This is a genomic window from Myxococcus sp. AB025B (assembly GCF_006518215.1).
GTDB lineage: Bacteria > Myxococcota > Myxococcia > Myxococcales > Myxococcaceae > Myxococcus > Myxococcus fulvus.
Genome location: NZ_SRLW01000005.1, coordinates 25,070 through 45,745, shown reverse-complemented (window position 1 = coordinate 45,745; position 20,676 = coordinate 25,070). Strand labels below are relative to the sequence as shown.

Here is a 20,676-nt window from a genome sequence, read left to right as displayed (position 1 = left end):
TTCTAGCTCGGCTAGATTCCGACGCCGTGAACACCTTTCGCCGACTTGCCCTGCTGCTCACGCTGCTGTTGGCCGTCCTCCCCGCCCACGCCCAGACGACGCGCAAGAAGGCCGCGCGCAAGAAGGCCACCCCTTCCAGCAAGGTGGTGAAGGCGAAGAAGAAGAAGCCCGGCATCAAGGGCCAGAAGAGCCCGGTCACCGCCGAGCCGACGGACGTCCAGGACGTCGAGTCGCCGCAGCCGCTCGTCTTCGGGGAACCCGAGCAGCCCTCCCCCCCGGACAAGCCCGTCGCCACGGACAAGCCCACGGTGGCCACGCCCGTGCCACCTCCGGCGACCAAGCCCCACGAGCCCGTCAAGCCCAACGCGCGGCCCTCGCTGGCGAACACCCCCGCGGTGGCGTCCGGCACGGTGGCGCTGTTCTCGGTGGCCCGCACGCCGGCCGCCGCCGACGCCGCTGTCCGCCTGGAGGGGGAGCTGACGAGGCACCTGCAGCGCGGCGGGGACATCCCGTTCGTGGACCTGGGCACGGCCTTCCCTCCTCCGGAGCCGACGCCGCTGACGCAGGCGGATGGCCTCTACGAGGAGGGCCGGGCCGCGTACGACAACCTGGACCCGGAGGCCGCCGAGGCGAAGTTCCGCGCCGCCGCCGAGTCCTACGAGAAGTCCCCCGGTGACTTCCGCCCGGAGCGGCTGGGTGAGACGTACCTCTTCCTGGGCGCCGCCAGGCTGCTCAACGGCGACGCCGCGGGCGCGAAGGCGGCCTTCGTGCGCGCCGCGGTGGCCGAGCCCTCCACCCGTCCGGACAAGGCGCTCTTCGGCCAGGACGTGCAGAAGGCCTTCGAGGACGCCCGCGCCGAGGTGGGCGCGCGCCCCGCCGGCACGCTGGTGGTGGAGTCCAGGCCCGCGGGTGCCAGGGTGAGCGTGCGCGGCCAGGAGCTGGGCGTGACGCCGCTGCGGGGCGTGACGGTCCCCGCCGGCCACCACGCCGTGGTGGTGACGCTGCCGGGCCACACGCCCTACGCCGAGTACACGGAGGTGAAGTCCGGCGCGAGCGCGCAGGTGAAGGCGGAGCTCAGCCCCGGGCCGGGACTGACGGCCCTCCGCGACGCCTCCGTGCGCGCCGGTGGACAGGCCGCCTTCGACAGCGAGACCCTGCCGCCGGACACCGCCGCCATCGCCGACCGGCTGGATGCGCGCTACGTGGTGGTGGCCGCCGTGTCGCAGGACAAGAAGGGCCGGCTCAAGGCGGAGCTCCAGGCGTGGGACGTGCGCACCCAGGCGCGGCTGCGCGGCGTGGACATCGACCTGTCGGGCCGCGAGCGCGACCAGAGCCCGGAGGCCGCCGCCCAGCAGGCGCGCGACTTCATCCAGGGCGCCATCTCCCCGCGCGTCGCCGAGAGCGGCGCGTCCGGCCAGTCCCTGCTCAAGCGGCCCTGGTTCTGGGCCGTCGTCGGAGGCGCCGCGGCCGTCACGGCGGGCGCCGTCTTCGTGGCGACCCAGGACAAGGGCCGCCCGTTCAACCCCATCACCGGAGGAACAGGCTTCTGAGCTCCGGGTTGAATGACGGTTCGCCCGCTCGCGTCGCTCGTTTCTGAGGTTACCCCATGAGAGCCCTCGTCCTCGCCCTGCTTCCCTCGCTCGCCCTGGCGGCGTCCCCCGCACCCGCGCGGCGTGCCACCAGCCTCCTCATCCCCATGGACCCCGCGGCCGAGTCCGGCAGCGTGAAGATGGAGGGCTACATGAACGAGGCGCTGGGGAACTTCTCCGGGTTCACCGTCCGCAAGTCCGAGGAGATCTTCGGCCTGCCCGCCGACCCCAACGCCCAGTCCGCGATGGAGCGCGCGCGCAAGGGCTACTCGGAGAGCGCCGCCGCCTTCGACAAGAAGGAGTACGACGACGCGGAGACGAAGGTCCGCGCCACGCTCAAGGAGCTGCAGAACGCTCCGGCGGCCATGCGCGGCTGCTCGCCTTTGTGCGAGTCGCTGGCGCTGTACGCGGCGCTGTTGCACCTGCGCGGGGACGTGGAGGAGGCGAAGCTGGTCCTCATCGACCTCATCGCCGTGTCCCCCACCTTCGAGCTCAACCCCAAGCGCTTCAGCCGGGACTTCATCGCCCTGCGCGTGCAGGTGGCCACCGGGCGCACGTCCCAGCTGCGCGGCAGCGCCACGGTGAAGTCGCGCCCCGCCGGCGCCCGCGTCTACGTGGACGGGGAGATGGCCGGGTACACGCCGGTGACGATTCCCGCGCTGACGGTGGGCAAGCACCTGCTGCGCGTCGAGCGGCCCGGCTTCCGCCAGCACGGCCAGCTCATGGAGGTGACGCCGGATGACGTGGAGGTGAGCACGGAGCTGGTGCCCACGGCCGCGTACAAGGCCTATGACGCGCAGCTGGACCGGGTGGCCAGCGAGGTGTCGCGCGGCATCAGCCAGGCCAACGGCGTCGCGGGGCTGGGCAAGTCGCTGGGCCTGGAGCGGGCCATGGTGGGCACGGTGAGGAGCCACGGCGAGGGCACCGAGCTCATCCTGGGCTACTACGACCTGCGCAACGGCCGGAAGCTGGGCGGCCGGCGCGTGGTGCTCCAGGGCGACGAGTTCGGTCAGCTCAAGTCGGAGATGGAGCGCATGGTGAATCAGCTGGTGAACACCAGCGAGGGCGGCGGGGAGAAGGTGGTGCGCAGCTCGGATCCGCTCGACAACCGGGGCGGCACCGAGGACTGGGGCGCCGAGGACCGCGGCGGCCGGACGCGCAAGCAGGAGAAGTCGAAGAAGCCCGGGGATGATCCGCTCGACGGGGTGTCTGGAACCGAGGACTGGTGACACGAGGCGCTTGTCCCCGGACGGGCGATGCCTAGAGTCCGGGGCTCTATGCGCCTGCTCGCCCTCCTGCTGCTCCCGTCGCTCGCGCTCGCCCAGACGAGCTCCATCGTCCAGGCCCCCCTGCCCTCACGGGGCCTGACGTTGCCCCCCACCGGCGCCGCGCTGGTGGACGAAGCCACGGCCCTGTCGCTCAACCCCGCGGGCCTGGGCTTCGTGCGCTCCGGTCAATTGTTCTACCTGCACGAGCGCAACCTCGAGCAGGACAGCACCGCCGACGGCGTCTTCCTGGGCGCCAAGCTGTTGGGCCTGGGCCTGGGCGCGTCGATGGAGTGGATGCGCCCCCGCCACGGGCCGGACTACCGGCGCACGTCGCTGGGCCTGTCCCTGGGGGCCCCCACGCTGCAGCTGGGCGCGTCCTGGCACACGTTCGGCTCGGACGACGAGGACGTGGACTCGCTGGACACCTTCGACGTGGGCCTCACCGCCCGGCCCGCCCGCTACCTGTCGCTGGCGGCGGTGGCCAGGAACCTCAACGCCCCACGGGAGGGCGCCTTCAAGATTGAGCGCGCGTACGACTTCGGCCTGGGCCTGCGCCCGCTGGGCGAGCGCTTCACCCTGGGCGTGGACTGGCTCTTCTCGGAGGGGGCCTTCCGGCAGGGGCAGGCCACGTACACGCTGCAGGCGGAGGTGATTCCGGGCCTGCGGCTGGGCGGCGGCGTGTCCCACGGCTTCGTCGACGCGGTGCCCCTGGCGCTCCAGCTGGCCGTCACGGTGGACACCGGCCATTTGGGCCTCACCTACGCGGCGGGCGGCGGGGAGAACGGCACGGACCACGTGGCGCAGGTGCGCCTGTCCACGGAGAACTACCGCTCGCTGCGGCCGCCTGGCGGCGTGGTGACGATGCTGGACCTCAACGACGTGCTGGCGGGCGGCGGCAGTCCGCTGCTGTCGCTCTTGGGCGTGAGCGAGGCGGACCCGTACCTCCGGCTGTCGCGGTGGCTGGACCTGGCGGCGAAGGACGAGCGGCTGTCGGGCGTGGTGCTGAAGATGGAGGGCCTGCCCGGCGTGGACTGGGGCAAGGCGGAGGAGCTGCGCCAGGCGGTGCTGCGGCTGCGCGCGTCCGGCAAGCGGGTGATGGCGGTGCTGCTGTCGGCGGATGACCTGGGCTACTTCGTGGCGTCCGCCGCCGAGCGCGTCTACGCGCTCCCCGAGTCGTCGCTGCCCATCAACGGCCTGGCCGCGAGCCTGCAGACGTACGGCGGGACGATGCAGAAGCTGGGCGTGACGTGGGACGTGGCGCGGGTGGGCAGGTACAAGACGGCGCCCGAGCAGCTCACCCTCACCGAGCCGAGCGAGGCCTCGCGCGAGGTGGTGAACGCCTACCTGGACAACGAGGTGGCCTGGTACGAGCGCGCCGTCACCCAGGCTCGCAACGTGCCGGTGGAGAAGCTGCACGAGCTGTGGGCCGCGGGGCTGGCCACGCCGCAGCTGGCGCTGAAGCTGGGCTTCCTGGACGGCCTCATCCTGCCCTCGGAGCTGGACGGCAAGGTGCGCGAGCTGGTGCCGGGCGGGCGCTTCAGCGCCACGTACGCGCCGCGCGACGAGCGCGAGGGCCGCTGGGGCACGCGCCGCCGCGTCGCGGTGGTGCCGGTGCTGGGGACGATTGCCGGCGGCAAGAGCCGCGAGGACCCGCTGGGCTTCAGCCGCATCGCCGGGGCGGAGACGGTGGTGCGGGCGCTGGAGGCGGCGAAGTCGGACCCGTCCGTGGTGGCCATCGTGCTGCGCGTGGACTCGGGCGGCGGCGAGGTGCTGGCCTCGTACCTGATGTACCAGGCGGTGGTGGACGCGGCGAAGGTGAAGCCCGTCATCGCCTCCATGGGCGACGCGGCGGCCTCCGGCGGCTACTACGCGGCCATGGGCGCCACGGAGGTGCTCGCGCTGCCCACGACGATCACCGGCAGCATCGGCGTCTTCTACTTCAAGCCCGCGCTGGAGGGCCTGCTGGGAGAGAAGCTCGGCGTGAGCCAGCAGACCCTCTCGCGCTCGCCCATGGCGGACGTCTTCGGCATGTGGAAGGCGTGGACGCCGGAGCAGCAGGCCGCGGTGCAGGGCTGGGTGGACTCGTCCTACGACATGTTCATCACCGAGGTCGCCAAGGTGCGCAAGAAGGACAAGGCGGAGGTGGACGCCGTGGCGCGCGGCCGGGTGTGGAGCGGCAACGACGCGCTGGCGCGCGGGCTGGTGGACCGGCTGGGCGGCCTGCAGGAGGCGGTGGAGTCGGCCCGCCGACACGCGGGCGTCCCGGCGTCGGAGGAGCTGGACCTGGTGCTGATGGGCGAGGCGCGCGGCTTCTTCTCCAGCCTGGGCGGGGAGCCGGGCGTGCAGGCGGCGCTCGCCCTGCTGCCCGCTCCGGTGGAGCCCTTCCCGTCCGCCCTGCGGGAGCTGGCGCGACAGGCGGGCGTGGACCTGGAGATGCTGCGCCCGGGGATGAAGGCGATGATGCCCTTCACCCTCACCGTCCGCTGAGCAACCCCCAGGCGGGCCGCGGGGTCGGCCCGCCAACACCGGCTGAAAAAACCGGGAGCGCCGCGAGGCTCCTCTGTTAGTGTTGTCTCCGCACCCCGGTCGGCCTTGGGCCACCAGGGTGTTCCAGGGACCGGCGGTTCGGCCTTTCGCGTATCTCGAAGGCCCCGCGCCCGGCTTCCTGTCCCACAGCCTGAGTCACCCTGCGTCCCCCCGCCCTCCCCTCGGGATGGCCCGTGAGGGGCGCACACGGTCTGGAAACCTCATGAGCGAAAACTCCGATAACCGCGACCCCCGTGATGCCACCCCGCCGCCCGCGGCTGCCCGTCCCGTGCCTCCTCCCGAGGCGGAAGACGACGGCGACGAAGGCGACGACGAGGGTGGCGACGAGGGCGAAGGCGGAGGCGCCTCCGCGTCGGGCGGCCAGCCCGGCCAGCCCGGTCAGCCCGGGGGACGCCGCCGCCGTCGGCGCCGTCGCCGTCGTGGCGCGCAGGTGCTCTTCACGCCGGAGGGTCAGGCGTACCGCATGACGGCGGGCCCGGACGGCCAGCAGGTCCAGGTCTTCCTGACGCCGCAGGAGCTGGAGCAGTACAAGCAGCGCCAGGCGCAGCAGCAACAGCAGGGCCAGCAGCAGCCCCAGCAACAGCAGCAGCATCAGGGCCACGGCGGCGGCCAGCAGCATCAGCGCCAGCACCACGGCGGCCAGGGCCAGGCGCAGCAGCAGTCCAACCTGGCGCCGGTGGAGGGCGTGCTGGACACGGAGGTCAAGGGCCCCAACGCGTTCCTGCGCCAGCTCAAGCGCAACCTGCTGGCGGCGCCGGACGACCCGGAGCTGCCCAAGAACCTGGTGCAGAAGCTGCGGCTGCGTCAGGGCCAGTACCTGACGGCGTTCGCGCAGATGCGCGGCCACAAGGGCATCATCCAGAAGGTCGACACCGTGGATGGCCGTCCGCTGGAGGGCGTGCCCCGGCTGCCGCACTTCGCGGACCTGACGTCGGTGGACCCCACCGAGCGGCTCAAGCTGGAGAACGGTCACAAGGAGATGGTGACCCGGGTGCTGGACCTCATCTCGCCCATCGGCAAGGGGCAGCGCGCGCTCATCGTCGCGCCCCCGAAGACGGGCAAGACCATCATGCTCCAGCGCATCGCCCAGGCGGTCATCTCCAACCACCCGGAGGCGCACGTCATGGTGGTGCTCATCGACGAGCGGCCCGAGGAAGTGACGGACATGCGCCGCAGCATCAAGGCGGAGGTGCTCGCGTCCAGCTCGGACCGGCCCACCGGGGACCACCTCAAGGTGGCGGAGCTGGCGCTGGAGCGCGCCCGGCGCCTGGTGGAGACGGGCAAGGACGTGGTCATCCTGCTGGACTCGATTACACGGCTGGCGCGCGCCTTCAACAAGGAGGTCGACAACTCCGGCCGCACCATGTCCGGCGGCGTGGACAGCCGCGCGCTGGAGCGCCCCAAGCGCATCTTCGGCGCCGCGCGGGCGACCGAGGAGGCGGGCTCGCTCACCATCATCGGCACGGCGCTCATCGACACCGGCAGCCGCATGGACGAGGTCATCTTCGAGGAGTTCAAGGGCACGGGTAACTCCGAGGTCACCCTGGACCGCCTGCTCGCCGAGAAGCGCGTCTTCCCCGCGGTCAACATCGCCCAGTCCGGCACGCGCAAGGAGGAGAAGCTCTTCACCCAGCGCGAGTACGAGAAGGTGAAGAAGCTGCGGCAGATGCTCTTCGCGGTGAAGCCCGTGGAGGCGATGGAGGCCCTGGTGAAGCGGCTGTCGCGCTACACCTACAACGACGAGTTCCTCGACGAGCTCTGAGGGGCGCGCTGGGGGTGGTGTGGCGGGCCCGGCTCTGCTTAAGGTGGCGGCATGATTCAGGGCTCGGGCCGCTGCCACTACCACCCGGAGCGCGCCGGCCTCGGTGTCTGCGTGGAGTGCCGGCGGGTCATCTGCCGGGAGTGCACCACGCAGTTCGAGGGCATCAACCGCTGCGCGAGCTGCCTGGGGCGACGCCTCCAGGCGCTCGAGGGCCCCGCCGAGCGGCGCGAGTGGACGGTCGGCAGCGGCCTGCTCGCCGTGGCGGGCCTGGGCCTCGTCTGGGGGGCGGTCTACATGACGCTCCACCTGGTGATGGGCTGAGCCATGGCCGTCTCCGCGCTCGAGTTGCGGCCCCGGAACGCCATCGCGGTGATGGACGCGGCGCTGCGCCTGTGCGCCCGGAGCACGGGCGTCTGGGCCCTCACGCTGCCGGGGGGCGCCGCCGTCATCGCGTCCGTGCTGTACCTGGCGGAGGCGGCGCGGATGGGGCACTCGCTGGTGCTGCCGTCGCTGGCGTTCACCCTGGCGTGGTTCGCGCGGGGTGTGGGCCAGAGCGCGGCCGCGCACCATGTGCAGGCGGTGTTGCTGGGCCCGGCGGAGCCCACCACGTGGGCCTCGCTGAAGGCGGTGCTGGCGAGGCTGCCCTCGGTCTTCGTCGCGGTGGCGTACCTCTTCGTCTTCAACTGGTTGCTGTTCAACCTGACGCTGGGCATCGCGTTCTTCATCGTGTCGGCGCAGAGCGTGGGCTACGCGGCGGTGATGGAGGGGCGCGGCTCGGTGCTGCGGCTGTACGGGCAGTGCTCGCGGCTCCTGGGCCCGGCGCGAGGCACGGCGCTGAAGGTGCGCTTCCTCATGTCCGTGCAGGTGCTGGTGTTCTTCAACCTGCACATCGGCCTGAACTTCCTGCTCATGATGGCGCGCAAGCTGTTGGGCGTGGACCTGACGTTCGCGGAGCGTTACGCCTCGCTGGACAACATGCCGTGGCTGCTGTTCCTGGCCGCCCTCACCTTCACGCTCTTCGAGCCCGTGCGCGCCGCGGCGGCCACGCTGCTGCTCGTCGACGGGCGCGTGCGACAGGAGGGGTTGGACCTGCTGGCCGCGGCGCAGCAACTGCCCCCGCGCTCCACGGGCAAGCCCCTGGGACAGCGGAGCGCGGCGATGCTCGCGGTGTTGTTGGGGCTGGGGCTGCTGACGGGCACGCCGGCACGAGCGCAGGAGGATGAGCCTCGCGCGCCCGTGACGTCGAGCCGCGAGGCCGTGCGTCGGCTGGGCCAGGTGGCCGCGGTGTGCGAGGGGGCGGGTCCGGAGGAGGACGCGCGCTTCGAGAAGCTGGGCGCGCTGGGGACGGGTGAGCGCGGCAAGCTGGACCGGCTGGTGCGCGCGGTGGAGCGGCAGGCCTACGACGACGAGGACTGTGACTCGGCGCTCGGCACGCTGGAGCAGGGGCTGGAGCAGGGCTCGCGGACGGTGCAGGCGCAGGCGGCGGTGGATGCGCGACAGGCCTCGGCGCGGGCGCGGGACATCCTGGCGCGGCCGGAGTTCGCGGTGGCGCCTCCGGTGGAGAAGGCCGCCGAGGAGCCTCCGGAGCCGACCCAGCCTCCCGGCTGGTGGCGCCGCTTCACGACCTGGCTGGGGGAGTTCCTCAAGAAGCTCTTCGAGCGGGACGAGGCGCCGCCCACGCGGAACTTCACGCCACCCGTCGTGTCCGGTGGCGCCGTGGCCAACACGCTGGTGGTGGTCATCGCGACGCTGACGGTGGCGGTGCTGCTGTATGTGCTCTGGAGCGCGCTGAAAAAGAACGTGCGCCGCAAGGCGGGCGAGGGGCTGGAGGTGTCCACCCTGGACGCCTCGACGCTCGCGGGGGACGCGGGCCATGCGCTGTCACGTCCGCCGGAGGGCTGGGCGCAGCTCGCGGACGAGCTGGCCGCGAAGGGCGAGTATCGCGAGGCGGTGCGCAGCCTCTACCTGGCACTGCTGTCCCGACTGCACCGCGACGGGGCGATCCTCTACGACGTGACGCTGTCCAACTGGGACTACCTGAGCCAGTTCAAGGGGCGCATGGAGTGGAAGCCCCGCTTCCGGGAGCTGACGCTGCGCTTCGACTTCGCGTGGTACGGCAACACGCCGGTGGGCAGCAGCGGCTACCAGGAGTTCCGCGCCCTCAGCGCGCCGATGCTCGCCGCCCCCACGCCCCAGGAGGCCTCCGGTGCGTGACCGCCTCCTCGAGCTGATGGTGGGCCATGGGGTGCTCGCCGTGGTCAGTACGCCGATGCGCACCGCGCTCCCTCGCAAGGAGGCGGCCGGTGCGTGACCGCCTCCCCTTGCTCGCGGTGGGCGGTCTGGTGCTCACCGTGGTGCTCGGCTCGCTGCTCATCTCGAGCGCGCGTCGTGGCGAGTTCGCCGACACGCTGTCCACCTACCGCGCGCAGGAGGACGGCGCGCGCGCGCTGTACCTCCTGGCGGAGGAGAGCGGCCTGCCGGTGACTCGCCGCATGGCGGACCTGCGCATCGGCACGACGGGCGCCACGACGCCGGTGCTGCTCGCGGTGGAGGTGCAGGGCTCTCGCGAGGATGACCTGGAGCAGACGCAGCTCGCCGCCGAGCCGGACGCGGGCCTGGGCGACGAGGACGTGCCACGCACGGGCTTCAACACCTTCCGCGCCAGCGCGCTCGACGACCGCGAGGTGACGGAGCTGCTCACGCACGTGTCCGCGGGCGGCTCCGCCGTCTACGTCCCCTGGGGCTCGCGGGAGAACCCGCTGCTCGACGCCTTGAGCGTGAAGCTCATCAAGGCCGACACGACGCTGCCCATGCGCACGCTGGTGCCCCCCTTCCCCTCCCCCTACACGCTCGGCGTGGAGCGGGTGGAGGTGAAGGTGCAGGCGTACCTGGAGCTGCCGGCCACCGCGGTGCCCGTCCTCGAGGACGAGCGCCTGGGCCGCATGGTGGCGGCGGTGGTGCCGCACGGCCAGGGCCGGGTGCTGGTGCTGGGCGCACCGGAGCTGGCGATGAACGTGGCGCTGTCCCGCGCGGACAACGCGCAGTTCTGGCTCTCCTCCCTGGCGGCGCTGGGCCCCGGCCCGTACGAGTTCGACGAGTTCCACCACGGCTTCACCAACGAGCGCTCCGTCGTCGACTTCGCGCGCCGCTACGGCCTGCACTTCGCGGTGCTCCAGCTGCTCGCGGGCGTGGCGCTGTGGTCCGTGGCGCTCAAGCGCTTCGGCCGTCCCCGCCCCCCGCCCGAGTCCGTGCGCGTGGGCGCCACCGATGCCCTGTTCGCCATGGCGCGGCTGTACCGCGAGGGACGCCACCACGGCTTCGCGGCGAAGCTGGTCGCCCGAGGGCTCACCCAGGAGTTCGCGCTGCACGCGGGCCTGCCCGCGCACGCGGCGCCCAAGGCCGTCTCGGAGGCGCTGCAGGAGCGCGGCCGGGAGGACCTCGCGCGAGGCCTGCGCGAAGTGGTCGGCCGGGCCGACACGGTGAACAACGACTCCGACCTCCAGCAGCTCACCGCGCGAGCGGCCACGCTGCGGCAAGGTCTCCACCCCGCCGGCCAGGGCCGGCGCAGCACTTCCGGTACCCCATGAACGCGAACGACCCCGCCTCCCCGCTCGTCCAGACCGGCTCCGCCGTGCAGGCCGCCCATGCCATCCGCGAGGGCGTGCTGCGCGAGGTGCGCAAGGCCGTGGTGGGCCAGGACGAGGTGCTGGAGCTGATGCTCTGCGGCCTCATCGCCGGCGGCCACGTGCTGCTGGAGGGCGTGCCCGGCGTGGCCAAGACGCTGATGGCCAAGGCGCTCGCGCGCAGCATCGGCTCCGACTTCAAGCGCATCCAGTTCACCCCGGACCTGATGCCCGCCGACATCCTGGGCACCAGCGTGTTCGACTTGAAGTCCCAGGGCTTCGTGCTCGTGAAGGGCCCCATCTTCACGGACCTGCTGCTGGCGGACGAAATCAACCGCGCCCCGGCCAAGACGCAGTCCGCGCTGCTGGAGGCCATGCAGGAGCGCGGCGTCTCGCTCGAGGGCCGAAACCTGCCGCTGTCTCCCCTCTTCACGGTGTTCGCCACGCAGAACCCGGTGGAGTCGGAGGGCACGTACCCGCTGCCCGAGGCGCAGCTGGACCGCTTCCTGCTGAAGATCGACGTGGGCTACCCCGCGCCCGAGGAGGAGGACGCCATCCTCGCCTCCGTGCACCGCGGCTTCGACGCCGGCGACCTGGCGCGCGCGGGAGTGCGTCCGGCGGTGACGAAGGAGGGCCTCCTGGGCGCGCGCGCCGCGCTCAACGAGGTCAACGTGGAGCCGCCGGTGCTGGGCTACATCCGCAAGCTGGTGGCGGCGACGCGGACCTCCAGTCGCATCCGCCTGGGCGCGGGCCCTCGCGCGGGCGTGCACCTCTTGCTCGCGTCCAAGGCGCTGGCCGCGCTGCGCGGGCGCAACTTCGTCACGCCGGACGACGTGCGCTTCCTCGCGGGCCCCGTGCTGAAGCACCGGCTGCTGCTGTCGCCGGACGCGGAGCTGGACGGAGCCACACCGTCGGACGTGCTGCGCGAGGTGGTGCAGGCGGTGGAGGTCCCCCGGTGATTCCCACCGGGCGCCTCTGGGCGCTGTTCGCGCTGCTGGCCGTGCCCATGATGGCCGCGGGGTTCTTCCCGGGCCTGGGCGGCGCCGTGCTGGCGTTGGACGCGCTGGCCCTGGCGCTCGCCGTGCTGGACTTCCTGTGGGCGCGCGCGGTGCGGCTGGAGGTCCGGCGCGTGTTGCCGCAGCGGCTCAACGTGGGCGTGCCCAACAAGGTGGAGCTGCGGCTGGTGCACCGGGGCGGCCGGATGGCGCGGGTGCGCGTCAAGGACGGCGTGCCGGAGTCATTCACCGCCGTGCCCGACGAGGCCACGCTGGAGCTGCCCCCGGACAGCGAGACGCGCTGGGTGTACCGGGTGACGCCCGCCCGGCGCGGCCGCTTCGACTTCACGGAGGTGACCGCGCGGGTGTCGGGCCCGCTGGGGCTCGTCCTCCACGAGCGCGTGTTCCCCACCACGCAGACCATCTCCGTGTACCCGGACCTGCGAGGCGCCAGCCGCCTGCTCTTGTCCGGCGCCGCGCTGGACCTGGTGAACCTGGGCCTCAGGCAGCTGCGCCGCGACGGACGCGGCAGTGAGTTCGCGCGACTGCGCGACTACGCGCAGGGAGACAGCGCGCGCGACGTGGACTGGAAGGCCACGGCCCGTCGCGGACGGCCGGTGACGCGGGTGCTGGAGTCGGAGCGCTCACAGTCCATCCTCATCTGCGTGGACGCGGGCCGCTCCATGGCCGCGCAGGTGGACGGGCTCACCAAGCTGGACCACGCGGTGAACGCCGCGCTCTTCCTGGCCTTCGTCGCCGTGCGCAACGGAGACCGGGTGGGGCTCGCCGTCTTCGCGGACGGCGTGAAGACGTACCTGCCTCCCGCCGCGGGCCGCACGCAGTATCGGAAGATGGTGGACGCGCTCTACTCCACGACGCCCAGCCTCACGTACGTGGACTACCTGGCCCTCTTCAAGGAGCTGAACGTCCGCCTCACCCGGCGCAGCCTGCTGTGTGTCTTCACGGACTTCCTCGACGAGGAGCAGGCGTCCACCATGATGGCCCCGCTCCACCGGCTCGCGCGGCGGCACGTGCCCCTGTGCCTGTCGGTCAAGGACACCGCGCTGCAGAAGCTCCTGCGCACGCCGCCGCCGGGTCCGGAGGAGGCGTTCCAGCACGCCGTGGCCTCGGAGCTGCTCGCGGACCGTGAGGTGCTCAAGGCGCGGGTGAGCCAGGGCGGCGTGCAGATGCTCGATGTGCAGCCGGATGACCTGAGCCTCGCGGCCGTCAACCGCTACCTCGACATCAAGGCCCGGGGCGTCCTCTAACCCCGCCATGCATCCGCTCTTTCAATCCGGCGACGTCGCCGCGCACCGCATCGACGACGCCGAGGCCGAGCGCTTCCAGCCCCTGCTGGAGCGCTGCGAGGACTTCTTCCGTCTGTGCTACGGCCGCCCCGCGCGTGCGGACGAGGCCCGGCGACTCACCCTGGAGCGTCCTCCTGGCGTGACGCCCGAGCAGGGACACCTGCTCGCCCTCGTGGATTCGACGGGCGCGTGGGTGGGCATCTTCGAGGGGCTCCGGGACTTCCCGACGCGACGCGAGGCGTACCTCGGCCTGCTGTTGCTGGAGCCTGGGACACGGGGACGCGGACTCGGCGCGGGGCTGCTCGCGGGCTACGAGGACTGGCTGCGCGCGTCGGGCCAGCACGTGCTGCGCGTGGGCGTGGCCGAGCCCAACCCGGCGGCGCTGCGCTTCTGGACGCGCGAGGGCTTCCAGCCAGAGACGTGGGTGGGGCCGATGGCGCTGGGCGAGCTGAGCTACCGCGTCCTCAGGATGCGGAAGACACTGACGGCACCGGCAGCCACCCCGTGAAGCGGGTGTCGGTGTCGTTGCCGCGCACCAGGTGCAGCCCCCGCTTGAAGAGCGCGTAGACGCGGAAGAAGGACTCCAGTCCCGCGCGCTCGGCGGCGCTCATCGGCGCCGCGCCGAGAATCACCTTCGGGTCGCCCTTGCCTGAGTCGACGAAGCCGAGCACGCCCACCACCGGTAGCCGCACCCGCTGCCCGCGGGCGAGCCGCGCGCCCAGCACCACCGCGTCGAGCGGGTCTCCATCATCCGCCACGAGCCCCGGGATGCTGCCGTAGTTGTACGGACACGGCACCGGCGACACGAAGTCCACCGAGCCATCCGCGCGCCGCTTCACGAACGAGAAGCGGGGACACTCGATGAGGACCTCGGGCAGGGGCGGCAGCGGGGGCAGGAGCAGCACCCGCCCCGTCTAGCACGGCCCCGACGCCCACGATGCCCGTCAGGCCGCCGGGGGAGCGTCCGGGCCTGACCCGGCCGGGTGGGCGTCTCGCAGCCAGTCCGAGAACAGGTACGCATAGACGCCCGAGCCCACCACCAGGGCGAACGTCACCTTGAAGGCCACCGACAGCTTGGGCGGATGGATTTGCGACACGGTGCCCTCGATGAAGCCCGCGAGCACGAACAGCGCGAGCGTCCCGAACAGCAGCTTCACCGCCGTCACCGCCTCCAGGCGCAGCGCCTGTCCCCGGGTGAGGCCCTTGGGGGCCACCAGCCCGCGCGCGATGACGAGCCCCGCCGCGCCCGCGATGCAGATGGCCGTCACCTCGGGGATGCCGTGCGGGAGGATCCACGCCCAGAACCAGCCGGCCATGCCCTTCGCCGCGTACACCTGCGCCAGCGCCCCCAGGAACAGTCCATTGACGAACAGCATGATGGCCGTGCCCAACCCCAGCGTCACGCCCAGGGCGAAGGCCAGGAAGGCCACCTGGATGTTGTGCGTGAAGAGGTACGACGAGAAATGGGCCTGCTGGTCGGCCGTCATCCCCTCGCCCTTCGCCTCGTCGGCGGCGCGCTGGACGGGGTCCAGGTCCAGGTGCTCGGCGGGCACCAGGTAGTGCGCCGCCTCCGGGTCCACCAGCATCCCCAGGTAGCCGAAGCCCCCGCCCGCGAGGAACAGCAGCACCGCGGCGAGGTACATGCGCACCTCCCGGTGGAAGAGCGCCGGGAAGCCCCGGGCCACGAAGCCCCACACGTCCGCGAACCGGGGACGCCGCCCCGGGTACGTCAGCGCATAGGCCCGGCCCACCAAATCATTGAGGTACGCGCTCACGTCCGCCGAGCCGCTGCGCGCCCGGACCCAGAGCAGGTCGCTCGACACGGCGCGGTAGAGCTTCCCCAGCGTCCGCGCGTCCTCCAGGCTCAGGCCCCTGAGGCCCCGGGTCTCCGACTGGTCCAGCAGCCGTTCGAGCTTCTCCCAGCGAGGCCGACGCGACGCGATGAACTCCGCCATCTCCATGACGACACTCTAGCCCAGCGGGGAGGGATGCCCACCCTGCCCTACGGGCGTCAGTTGTGGGAAAACAGGAACATGACGTGTCGGCTGGCGTTGCTGGGGTGCCTTCTGGCCTGTGTGACGGGGTGCAGCTCCATGCGAGCACTGTGCCCCCTCGAGGGCGGCCGCCCCTGGGTCGAGGTGAAGAGCCCGCACTTCACCGTCCGCACGAACCTGGACGTGGAGACGTCCGCCGAGGCCGCGCGGGAGCTGGAGCTGATGCGCCAGGGCCTGCTGCAGGCCTGGGGCGGCAGCTTCGACCCGCCGGGCACGGTGGAGGTCATCGTCCTGCGCAACCGCCGGGAGCTCTCCGAGTTCACCCAGGTCAGCATCGAGGGCTTCTCCGCGACGATGGCCGAGGGCCCCGTGCTGGTGATGGCGGGCCACAGCTACGCGCTCAGCGAGGAGGGCGCGGACATCTCCACGCAGGCCCACGAGCTGACGCACTACCTCTCCCAGTTCGCGCTGGTGCGTCAGCCCCGCTGGCTGTCGGAGGGGCTGGCCACCTATCTGGAGACCATCACCCTCAAGCCGGAGAAGCAGGAGGTGGTGCTGGGGGCGAAGCACGGCCCCTTCCTGGACATCGCCCGGCGCCAGGGCTGGCGCACGCTGGACGAGCTGTGGGAGTGGGACCGCCGCGGGCCGATGAGCAGCGCCGAGTCCCAGCAGTACTACGTGTCCGCGTGGCTCTGGGTGCACTTCTTCATCAGCCAGCACGCCGAGCGCTTCGAGCGCTTCCAGAAGCGGCTGATGGGCGGGGAGGACCCGCGCGTCGCCTGGGATGCGGCGTTCCACGGCGTGAAGGACCTGGCCGGACAGGTCCACGCCTACGCCCTGGGCACGGTGCCCATGCGCTCCCCGACCATCACCGCGCCGCTGCTGCCCGTCTCCGGGGACATCGACATCCGGCCCCTGGAGCCCGCGGAGGTGCACGCCATCCGCGCGCGCCTCTTCCTGATGACGCCGGGAGGCGCCACCCCCGAGGAGCGGCTGGAGAAGGCCGAGTTCGAGATGGCCCAGGCGCTGAAGGAGGACCCGGGCAACCTCACCGTGGCCCTGCTGCGCATCCGCAACACGGCCGAGCCGGAGGAGCAGCTGGAGCTCGCGAGGGAGCTGGTGGGCCGCAGGCCCGAGAGCGGCAGGGCCTGGGACGCGCTCGCCCAGGCGCTGGATGCCGCGGGCTACGCGACGGAGGAACAGGAGGCCGCGAGGCTGCGCGCGGTGGAGTTGATTCCCGACAACGTCGCCGCGCAGGAGGGGCTCGCCCGCTACTACGCGCGCACGGCCCAGCCCGAGCGGGGACTGGCGGCGGCGCAGCGGGCCCTCGCCCTGGCGCCTGGGAACGCGAGCGTGCTGGACACGTACTCCACCATCCTCTTCCAGCTCGGCCGGTGCCAGGAGGCGCTCGCCACGCAGCAGCTCGCGGTGGAGGTCCTCTACGAGGGCACGCCGGTGCGGCTGAGCCAGACGGTGCACGACACGCTGGCCCGCTACGAGGCCGTGTGCGGCGCCGCGCCTTCGGCGACCTCGCCCATCGGCGGCGAGTAGCCGCGCCTCCCAGGCCCCCCCGGGGCCACGTCCCCAGGGGCCCGCAACGACGAAGCGCCGGAGGAGCCCAGGTGGGAGCTCGTCCGGCGCCTCGTGAAGCCGCGCGTGGGCGCGGGTTACTTCAGCTGCTTCTCCAGCGGCTTCTTCTCGTTGGAGTCGAGCTGCTTGGTCCAGTCCACCACGGGCGTCTGCCACGCCATGCCCGTCTCGGTGGGCTCGGGGGCCAGCTTCTCGAACTCGAAGCCGTCACCGCCGAAGTACAGGTATTCGACGGTGGCGACCGTGTACTCCTTCGCGGGGTCCAGCGCCTTGCCCTTGGCGTCCTTGAACTTGCCCTTGCCCGCGGCGGTGAAGCCGGAGATGAGCGCGTTGGGGTTGGCCAGCTGCTTGGCCAGGTCCTCGCCCTTGAGCTTCACGACGAGCAGCGAGTTCTCGAACGGCATCACCGTGTAGATGCTGCCGCGAGTCACCGGGCCCGCCGGCAGGTCGCCGCGGATGCCACCCTTGTTGAGGATGGCCGCGTCGGTGCCGAGCGACTCGCGCACCGCGCCCGCGACCCACTTCGCCATCTGCGGCGAGGCCTGGGGGGATGCCCGTCTTGGTGAAGCCGATCTGCTGGCCCAGCACCTCGTCGAGCTGCGCCTTCCACTTGGCGACCAACTGCGCGGTCTCGGCGTCGGGCGTGCCACCCGCCACGTCGACGAGCTTGCCCTCGAACTGGGTGACCTTCTCGCCCGCGGGCTTCGCCGGGTCGAAGGTGATGTGCGCGCGCAGGTACTTGGAGAAGCCGCGGTCCAGCGACGCGAAGATGGTGCCGTTCTCCTTCGAGTACACCTGCGCGGGGCAGCGGCCGCCGGCCACGAGCGCAAGCTTCCACTCGGGGTGCTTGGCCACCACCGGCTGAAGCTCGGTGACGCACGTGTCGGCCACGACGACGACGGTGTCCGCGCCGGCCTTGCGGGCCTCGGGGACGGCGCTGGCGAGCGCCTCCTCGTAACCGGTGACCTCGAGCCCCTCGGCGCGGCCGGCCATCGCCGTGCGCACGGTCTTCTCGGAGGCCAGGCCCACCACGCCGATCTTCAGGCCGCGGCGGTCGAAGACCTGGAACGCGGGCAGGGACAGGTCACCCGCGAGCGCCGGGTCCTTCACGCGCAGGTTGGCGGCGAGGAAGGGAAAGCCGCCGGAGGCGCGGTTCTTGAGGAAGGCCTCCTTGCCGAACGCCAGCTCGTGGTTGCCCATGGCGGAGGCGGCGTAGCCCATGCGGCCCATGACCTCGGCCGTGGGGGCGCCCAGGAAGAAGGACGACAGGGCGGGCCCGTTCCAGTGGTCACCGGTGGCGAGCGCCAGGGTGCCCGAGTCCGCGCACGTGGCCTGGCCATCCTTCACGGGGCCCGGACAGTGCTTCTCGTTGTTCACCCATTGCCCGAGCAGCTCGGCGGCGCCGCCCTTGCCCTCGACGGGCTGGAGCTGGCCGAAGGTGCCGCCGGTGACCAGCAGCGTGACCTCGCTGGGCACCGCGGGCTTCGCGGGAGCGGCGTCCGGCTGTTCGGTCGCGGGCGCGGCGGGGGGAGGACTGCTCTTCTCGCAGCCGGCCAGAGCGCCGAGCGCGAGGACCAGCACGCCAGACAGGCGCGACTGGCGGGAGGGACGGAAGCGATAGCAGGGGGTCGAGTTCACAGCAGCGCCGTTTAGCACAACTCCGGTCGTGATACGGTGGCCGGCGTGTCGGATCATTCGGCCCCTGAAGCCCCACCCTCACGCCGAGGAGAGCAGAGTCAGGACGCGGCGAGCGGGGAGAACCCTTCCGGTCGTACCTCGACCCAGCATTTCTGGGAAGAGCTGCAAAAGGGAGCCACCCACTTCCAGGAGCACGGCTCCGGGGTGGGCCAGCAGGGTCGGTTGAGGCAGTTCGCGCATGGGATGAGCCTGCCGTTCCACATCGCGCGGGCCTTGCTGGCGGACTCCGCCGCGCGCTCCCGGTATCTGCGTGTGGGGATGATGCAGACGCTGGTGGCCCTGGCGCTCTCCCTGACGTGCATGGGGTCGGCGAAGAAGGCGGCGAACGCGGTGGACGAGCGGCGGGACGCGGCCGTCGAGGCGGAGGTCTCCCGGGTCATCCAGGCGGCCGCGCACGCCATGGCGGAGGACAAGGCGAAGGACTTCGACCCGGAGGTGATGGAGCGCCTGCGCGAGCGGCGCCGACGACGCATCGCCGCCAGGGAGCGCGCGAAGCAGGAGGCCGCGGCGGGCACCCAGGCCAGGGATGAGGCCTCCGCGGCACGGGGCACGACCGTCGCAGAGGTCGAGGCCGCCGAGCAGGGCGACGGGGATGAGCCCGCGGAAGCGCAGGCGGCGCCGGGTGACGAAGAGGCGGCCGCTGAACAGGAGCAAGGCTCCGGGACGGTGGCGCCAACGCACTTCGCGAAGAAGCCTGGCTCGATGTCCTCGGCTGGAACGACCGAGACCGCGTCGGCAGAGAAGTCCGCGAAGCCAGGAGACGAAGCCCGTGTAGCGGAGCGCCAGGCACCGGCCTCCGAGAAGCACGCGGCCCCTCAAGCCACGAAGACGGACGAACCCCCGGTCTCCGAGAACAAGGCTCGACCTCCCGAGAAGCTCGCGGCAACGGCGGAGCCGGCGGATGAGCGTCCGGCTTCCGCGAACAAGGCTCGACCTCCCGAGAAGCTCGCGGCAACGGCGGAGCCGGCGGATGAGCGTCCGGCCTCCGAGAACTCGGCGCGAGATTCCCAGGCCCTTGCGGGGGCAGGGCTCGCGGAGACCGCCATCCCGGGCGCGCGCCCGATGGGGTCAGGAGCCATCACGGACGACACCCTCAAGGCCCCGGAGAGCACCGAGGCCATGCTGGATGACGTGGACTCTCTGCCCCCCGACGTGCGCGAGAGCCTCAAGGCCGCGAGCGCCGCCATGAAGCAGGCCCTGGAGGCCGAGGCCGCGCGCGACAAGGCCCTCGAGCAGCGGGTTCGCGACGTCGAGGCCGCGGCGAGCGGACAGGGCGACGGGGGACCGTCTCTCGCGAGTGCGCTGGGAGCGCTCATCGCCGAGGCGCTCACGACGGAGGTCCAGCAGGGCGGCGCCGAGGCCCCCTCTGACGGCGGCGTCGCGGGAGCCCCCGCGTCGAGCGAGCCCCGGAAGAAAGTCCATCCCCCTCCGCCGGAGGAGGACGCCCTGCCCTTCCTCTCGTACAAGGGCTTCTCGTTGCTCAGCCTGCCGTTCTGGATCGCCCTGTTCGCGGCGATGCAGCTCGCGCAGTGGGTCATCATCGCGCTCTCACGCGACTACCACGACGTCATCTCGCGCGACGCGAGCCTGCTCACGCGCATCGAGCCGGAGGACGAGGCCTTCACGCCGCACGTCCGGCTGAACGTGCAGTGGCTGCGCAAGAAGGTCCAGCGTCGGGTGCGCGCGATGCTCCTGTTCGCGGTGGGAGTCCCGGCCGCGGTCTTCGTCGCCTCGCCCTTGTTCTGCACGGGCCTGAGCGGCCCGTTGCTCACGGCGATCACCTCGCTGTGGGGCATGTGGTGGCTGATGGTGTTCACCGCCGCCAAGAGCTGCCGCGCCTGGGATGAGGTGGCGGGCCAGCGGCCTCCGTGGTTCCTGCGCGCGTGGACGACGCTCACCACCCGCGTGCCGGGCCTGCGGTGGGGGATTCTCCAGCGCTACGGCGCCATGTGGACCCAGCGCACGAGCGAGGTCTACGCGCCCGTCGCCTCGGTGGAGCGCCACCCCTGGGCGTATGCGGGGCTGTCGCTGGTCCGCTTCGTGGGCTCCTTCGCTCCGCTGAAGTTCTTCGTGCGGCCGCTCATCCCGGTGGCCTCCGCGCACATCCTCCAGCACGAGCGTACCCGCCGGCTCACCGCCACCAGCCCGGACCAGGACCACCCCGCCAAGGACTCCTGAGAGCGCGCGCCTCGTCACGGGGCTCTACGAACGACGCCGCCACTCAGGCATCACCCTCACGGGCAGCCGCACGAAGCAGTCGGCACCTGGTCCCGGAGAGGCCGGAGCGCGGCGAGCCACTCAGG

16 protein-coding genes are annotated in these 20,676 nt (G+C 72.1%); 13 read left to right on the top strand and 3 right to left on the bottom strand.

The window, feature by feature from the left end; genetic code table 11:
- The first annotated feature begins 26 nt into the window (after positions 1-26).
- The 10 genes from FL311_RS01705 to FL311_RS01660 all read left to right on the top strand — a co-directional run bounded on the left by FL311_RS01705 (position 27) and on the right by FL311_RS01660 (position 13,599).
- The gene (locus tag FL311_RS01705; RefSeq protein WP_141323041.1) at positions 27-1,550 is read left to right on the top strand and encodes a PEGA domain-containing protein; all 1,524 of its coding nucleotides are present in this window, start codon (positions 27-29) and stop codon (positions 1,548-1,550) included.
- 56 nt (positions 1,551-1,606) lie between these two features.
- Positions 1,607-2,818, top strand: a complete 1,212-nt coding sequence (locus FL311_RS01700) for a PEGA domain-containing protein (protein WP_141323040.1) — start codon at positions 1,607-1,609, stop codon at positions 2,816-2,818.
- 48 nt (positions 2,819-2,866) lie between these two features.
- Positions 2,867-5,344 (top strand): signal peptide peptidase SppA, encoded by a 2,478-nt coding sequence (gene sppA, locus FL311_RS01695; protein WP_194869001.1) that lies wholly within the window; start codon positions 2,867-2,869, stop codon positions 5,342-5,344.
- A 262-nt stretch (positions 5,345-5,606) separates the two neighbouring features.
- Entirely contained in the window at positions 5,607-7,166 is a 1,560-nt protein-coding gene (rho, locus tag FL311_RS01690) for a transcription termination factor Rho (RefSeq protein WP_194869000.1), read from the top strand.
- Positions 7,167-7,217: 51 nt separating this feature from the next.
- Entirely contained in the window at positions 7,218-7,487 is a 270-nt protein-coding gene (locus FL311_RS01685; protein ID WP_141323038.1) for a hypothetical protein, read from the top strand.
- A gap of 3 nt (positions 7,488-7,490) precedes the next feature.
- On the top strand, positions 7,491-9,380 hold the full coding sequence (locus tag FL311_RS01680) for a DUF4129 domain-containing protein (RefSeq protein WP_141323037.1): 1,890 nt from the start codon (positions 7,491-7,493) through the stop codon (positions 9,378-9,380).
- Positions 9,381-9,469: 89 nt separating this feature from the next.
- Complete coding sequence (locus FL311_RS01675; RefSeq protein ID WP_141323036.1) at positions 9,470-10,753, top strand: DUF4350 domain-containing protein; 1,284 nt, start codon at positions 9,470-9,472, stop codon at positions 10,751-10,753.
- Entirely contained in the window at positions 10,750-11,748 is a 999-nt protein-coding gene (locus FL311_RS01670) for a MoxR family ATPase (RefSeq protein WP_046712731.1), read from the top strand. The genes FL311_RS01675 and FL311_RS01670 overlap by 4 nt, the downstream gene beginning before the upstream one ends.
- Positions 11,745-13,052: a DUF58 domain-containing protein gene (locus FL311_RS01665; protein ID WP_141323035.1), complete on the top strand. Its 1,308-nt coding sequence runs from the start codon at positions 11,745-11,747 to the stop codon at positions 13,050-13,052. Before FL311_RS01670 ends, FL311_RS01665 begins: the two co-directional genes overlap by 4 nt.
- Positions 13,053-13,059: 7 nt before the next feature.
- Positions 13,060-13,599 carry a GNAT family N-acetyltransferase gene (locus FL311_RS01660; RefSeq protein ID WP_141323034.1) on the top strand — a complete coding sequence of 180 codons (540 nt, stop codon included), beginning with the start codon at positions 13,060-13,062 and terminating at the stop codon, positions 13,597-13,599.
- On the opposite strand, the gene FL311_RS01655 is transcribed toward FL311_RS01660, so the two are convergent.
- Together FL311_RS01655 and FL311_RS01650 are read right to left on the bottom strand one after the other, a co-directional pair.
- Positions 13,556-13,987 (bottom strand): inorganic diphosphatase, encoded by a 432-nt coding sequence (locus tag FL311_RS01655; protein ID WP_342394461.1) that lies wholly within the window; start codon positions 13,985-13,987, stop codon positions 13,556-13,558. The two genes, FL311_RS01660 and FL311_RS01655, sit on opposite strands and share 44 nt — an antisense overlap.
- 48 nt (positions 13,988-14,035) lie before the next feature.
- Complete coding sequence (locus FL311_RS01650; RefSeq protein WP_141323032.1) at positions 14,036-15,052, bottom strand: stage II sporulation protein M; 1,017 nt, start codon at positions 15,050-15,052, stop codon at positions 14,036-14,038.
- A 132-nt stretch (positions 15,053-15,184) separates the two neighbouring features.
- On the opposite strand from FL311_RS01650, the gene FL311_RS01645 reads away from it, so the two are divergent.
- Positions 15,185-16,636: a lipopolysaccharide assembly protein LapB gene (locus tag FL311_RS01645; protein ID WP_228556622.1), complete on the top strand. Its 1,452-nt coding sequence runs from the start codon at positions 15,185-15,187 to the stop codon at positions 16,634-16,636.
- Positions 16,637-16,752: 116 nt separating this feature from the next.
- Here the strand turns inward: FL311_RS01645 and FL311_RS44885 are convergent, their stop codons facing one another.
- Positions 16,753-17,205: a 5'-nucleotidase C-terminal domain-containing protein gene (locus FL311_RS44885; protein ID WP_228556621.1), complete on the bottom strand. Its 453-nt coding sequence runs from the start codon at positions 17,203-17,205 to the stop codon at positions 16,753-16,755.
- Here FL311_RS44885 and FL311_RS44880 point away from each other — a divergent pair.
- Positions 17,162-18,328, top strand: a complete 1,167-nt coding sequence (locus tag FL311_RS44880) for a hypothetical protein (protein ID WP_228556620.1) — start codon at positions 17,162-17,164, stop codon at positions 18,326-18,328. The two genes, FL311_RS44885 and FL311_RS44880, sit on opposite strands and share 44 nt — an antisense overlap.
- 189 nt (positions 18,329-18,517) lie before the next feature.
- Positions 18,518-20,551 carry a hypothetical protein gene (locus FL311_RS01635; protein WP_153882663.1) on the top strand — a complete coding sequence of 678 codons (2,034 nt, stop codon included), beginning with the start codon at positions 18,518-18,520 and terminating at the stop codon, positions 20,549-20,551.
- Positions 20,552-20,676 lie beyond the last annotated feature (125 nt).

Bases quoted from the DNA above. Each gene is read 5' to 3' on its own strand.
- FL311_RS01700 (WP_141323040.1), top strand. From the start codon at position 1,607: ATGAGAGCCCTCGTCCTCGCCCTGCTTCCCTCGCTCGCCCTGGCGGCG.
- sppA (WP_194869001.1), top strand. From the start codon at position 2,867: ATGCGCCTGCTCGCCCTCCTGCTGCTCCCGTCGCTCGCGCTCGCCCAG.
- rho (WP_194869000.1), top strand. From the start codon at position 5,607: ATGAGCGAAAACTCCGATAACCGCGACCCCCGTGATGCCACCCCGCCG.
- FL311_RS01685 (WP_141323038.1), top strand. From the start codon at position 7,218: ATGATTCAGGGCTCGGGCCGCTGCCACTACCACCCGGAGCGCGCCGGC.
- FL311_RS01680 (WP_141323037.1), top strand. From the start codon at position 7,491: ATGGCCGTCTCCGCGCTCGAGTTGCGGCCCCGGAACGCCATCGCGGTG.
- FL311_RS01670 (WP_046712731.1), top strand. From the start codon at position 10,750: ATGAACGCGAACGACCCCGCCTCCCCGCTCGTCCAGACCGGCTCCGCC.
- FL311_RS01660 (WP_141323034.1), top strand. From the start codon at position 13,060: ATGCATCCGCTCTTTCAATCCGGCGACGTCGCCGCGCACCGCATCGAC.
- FL311_RS01650 (WP_141323032.1), bottom strand. From the start codon at position 15,052: ATGGAGATGGCGGAGTTCATCGCGTCGCGTCGGCCTCGCTGGGAGAAG.
- FL311_RS01645 (WP_228556622.1), top strand. From the start codon at position 15,185: ATGCGAGCACTGTGCCCCCTCGAGGGCGGCCGCCCCTGGGTCGAGGTG.
- FL311_RS44885 (WP_228556621.1), bottom strand. From the start codon at position 17,205: ATGGCGAAGTGGGTCGCGGGCGCGGTGCGCGAGTCGCTCGGCACCGAC.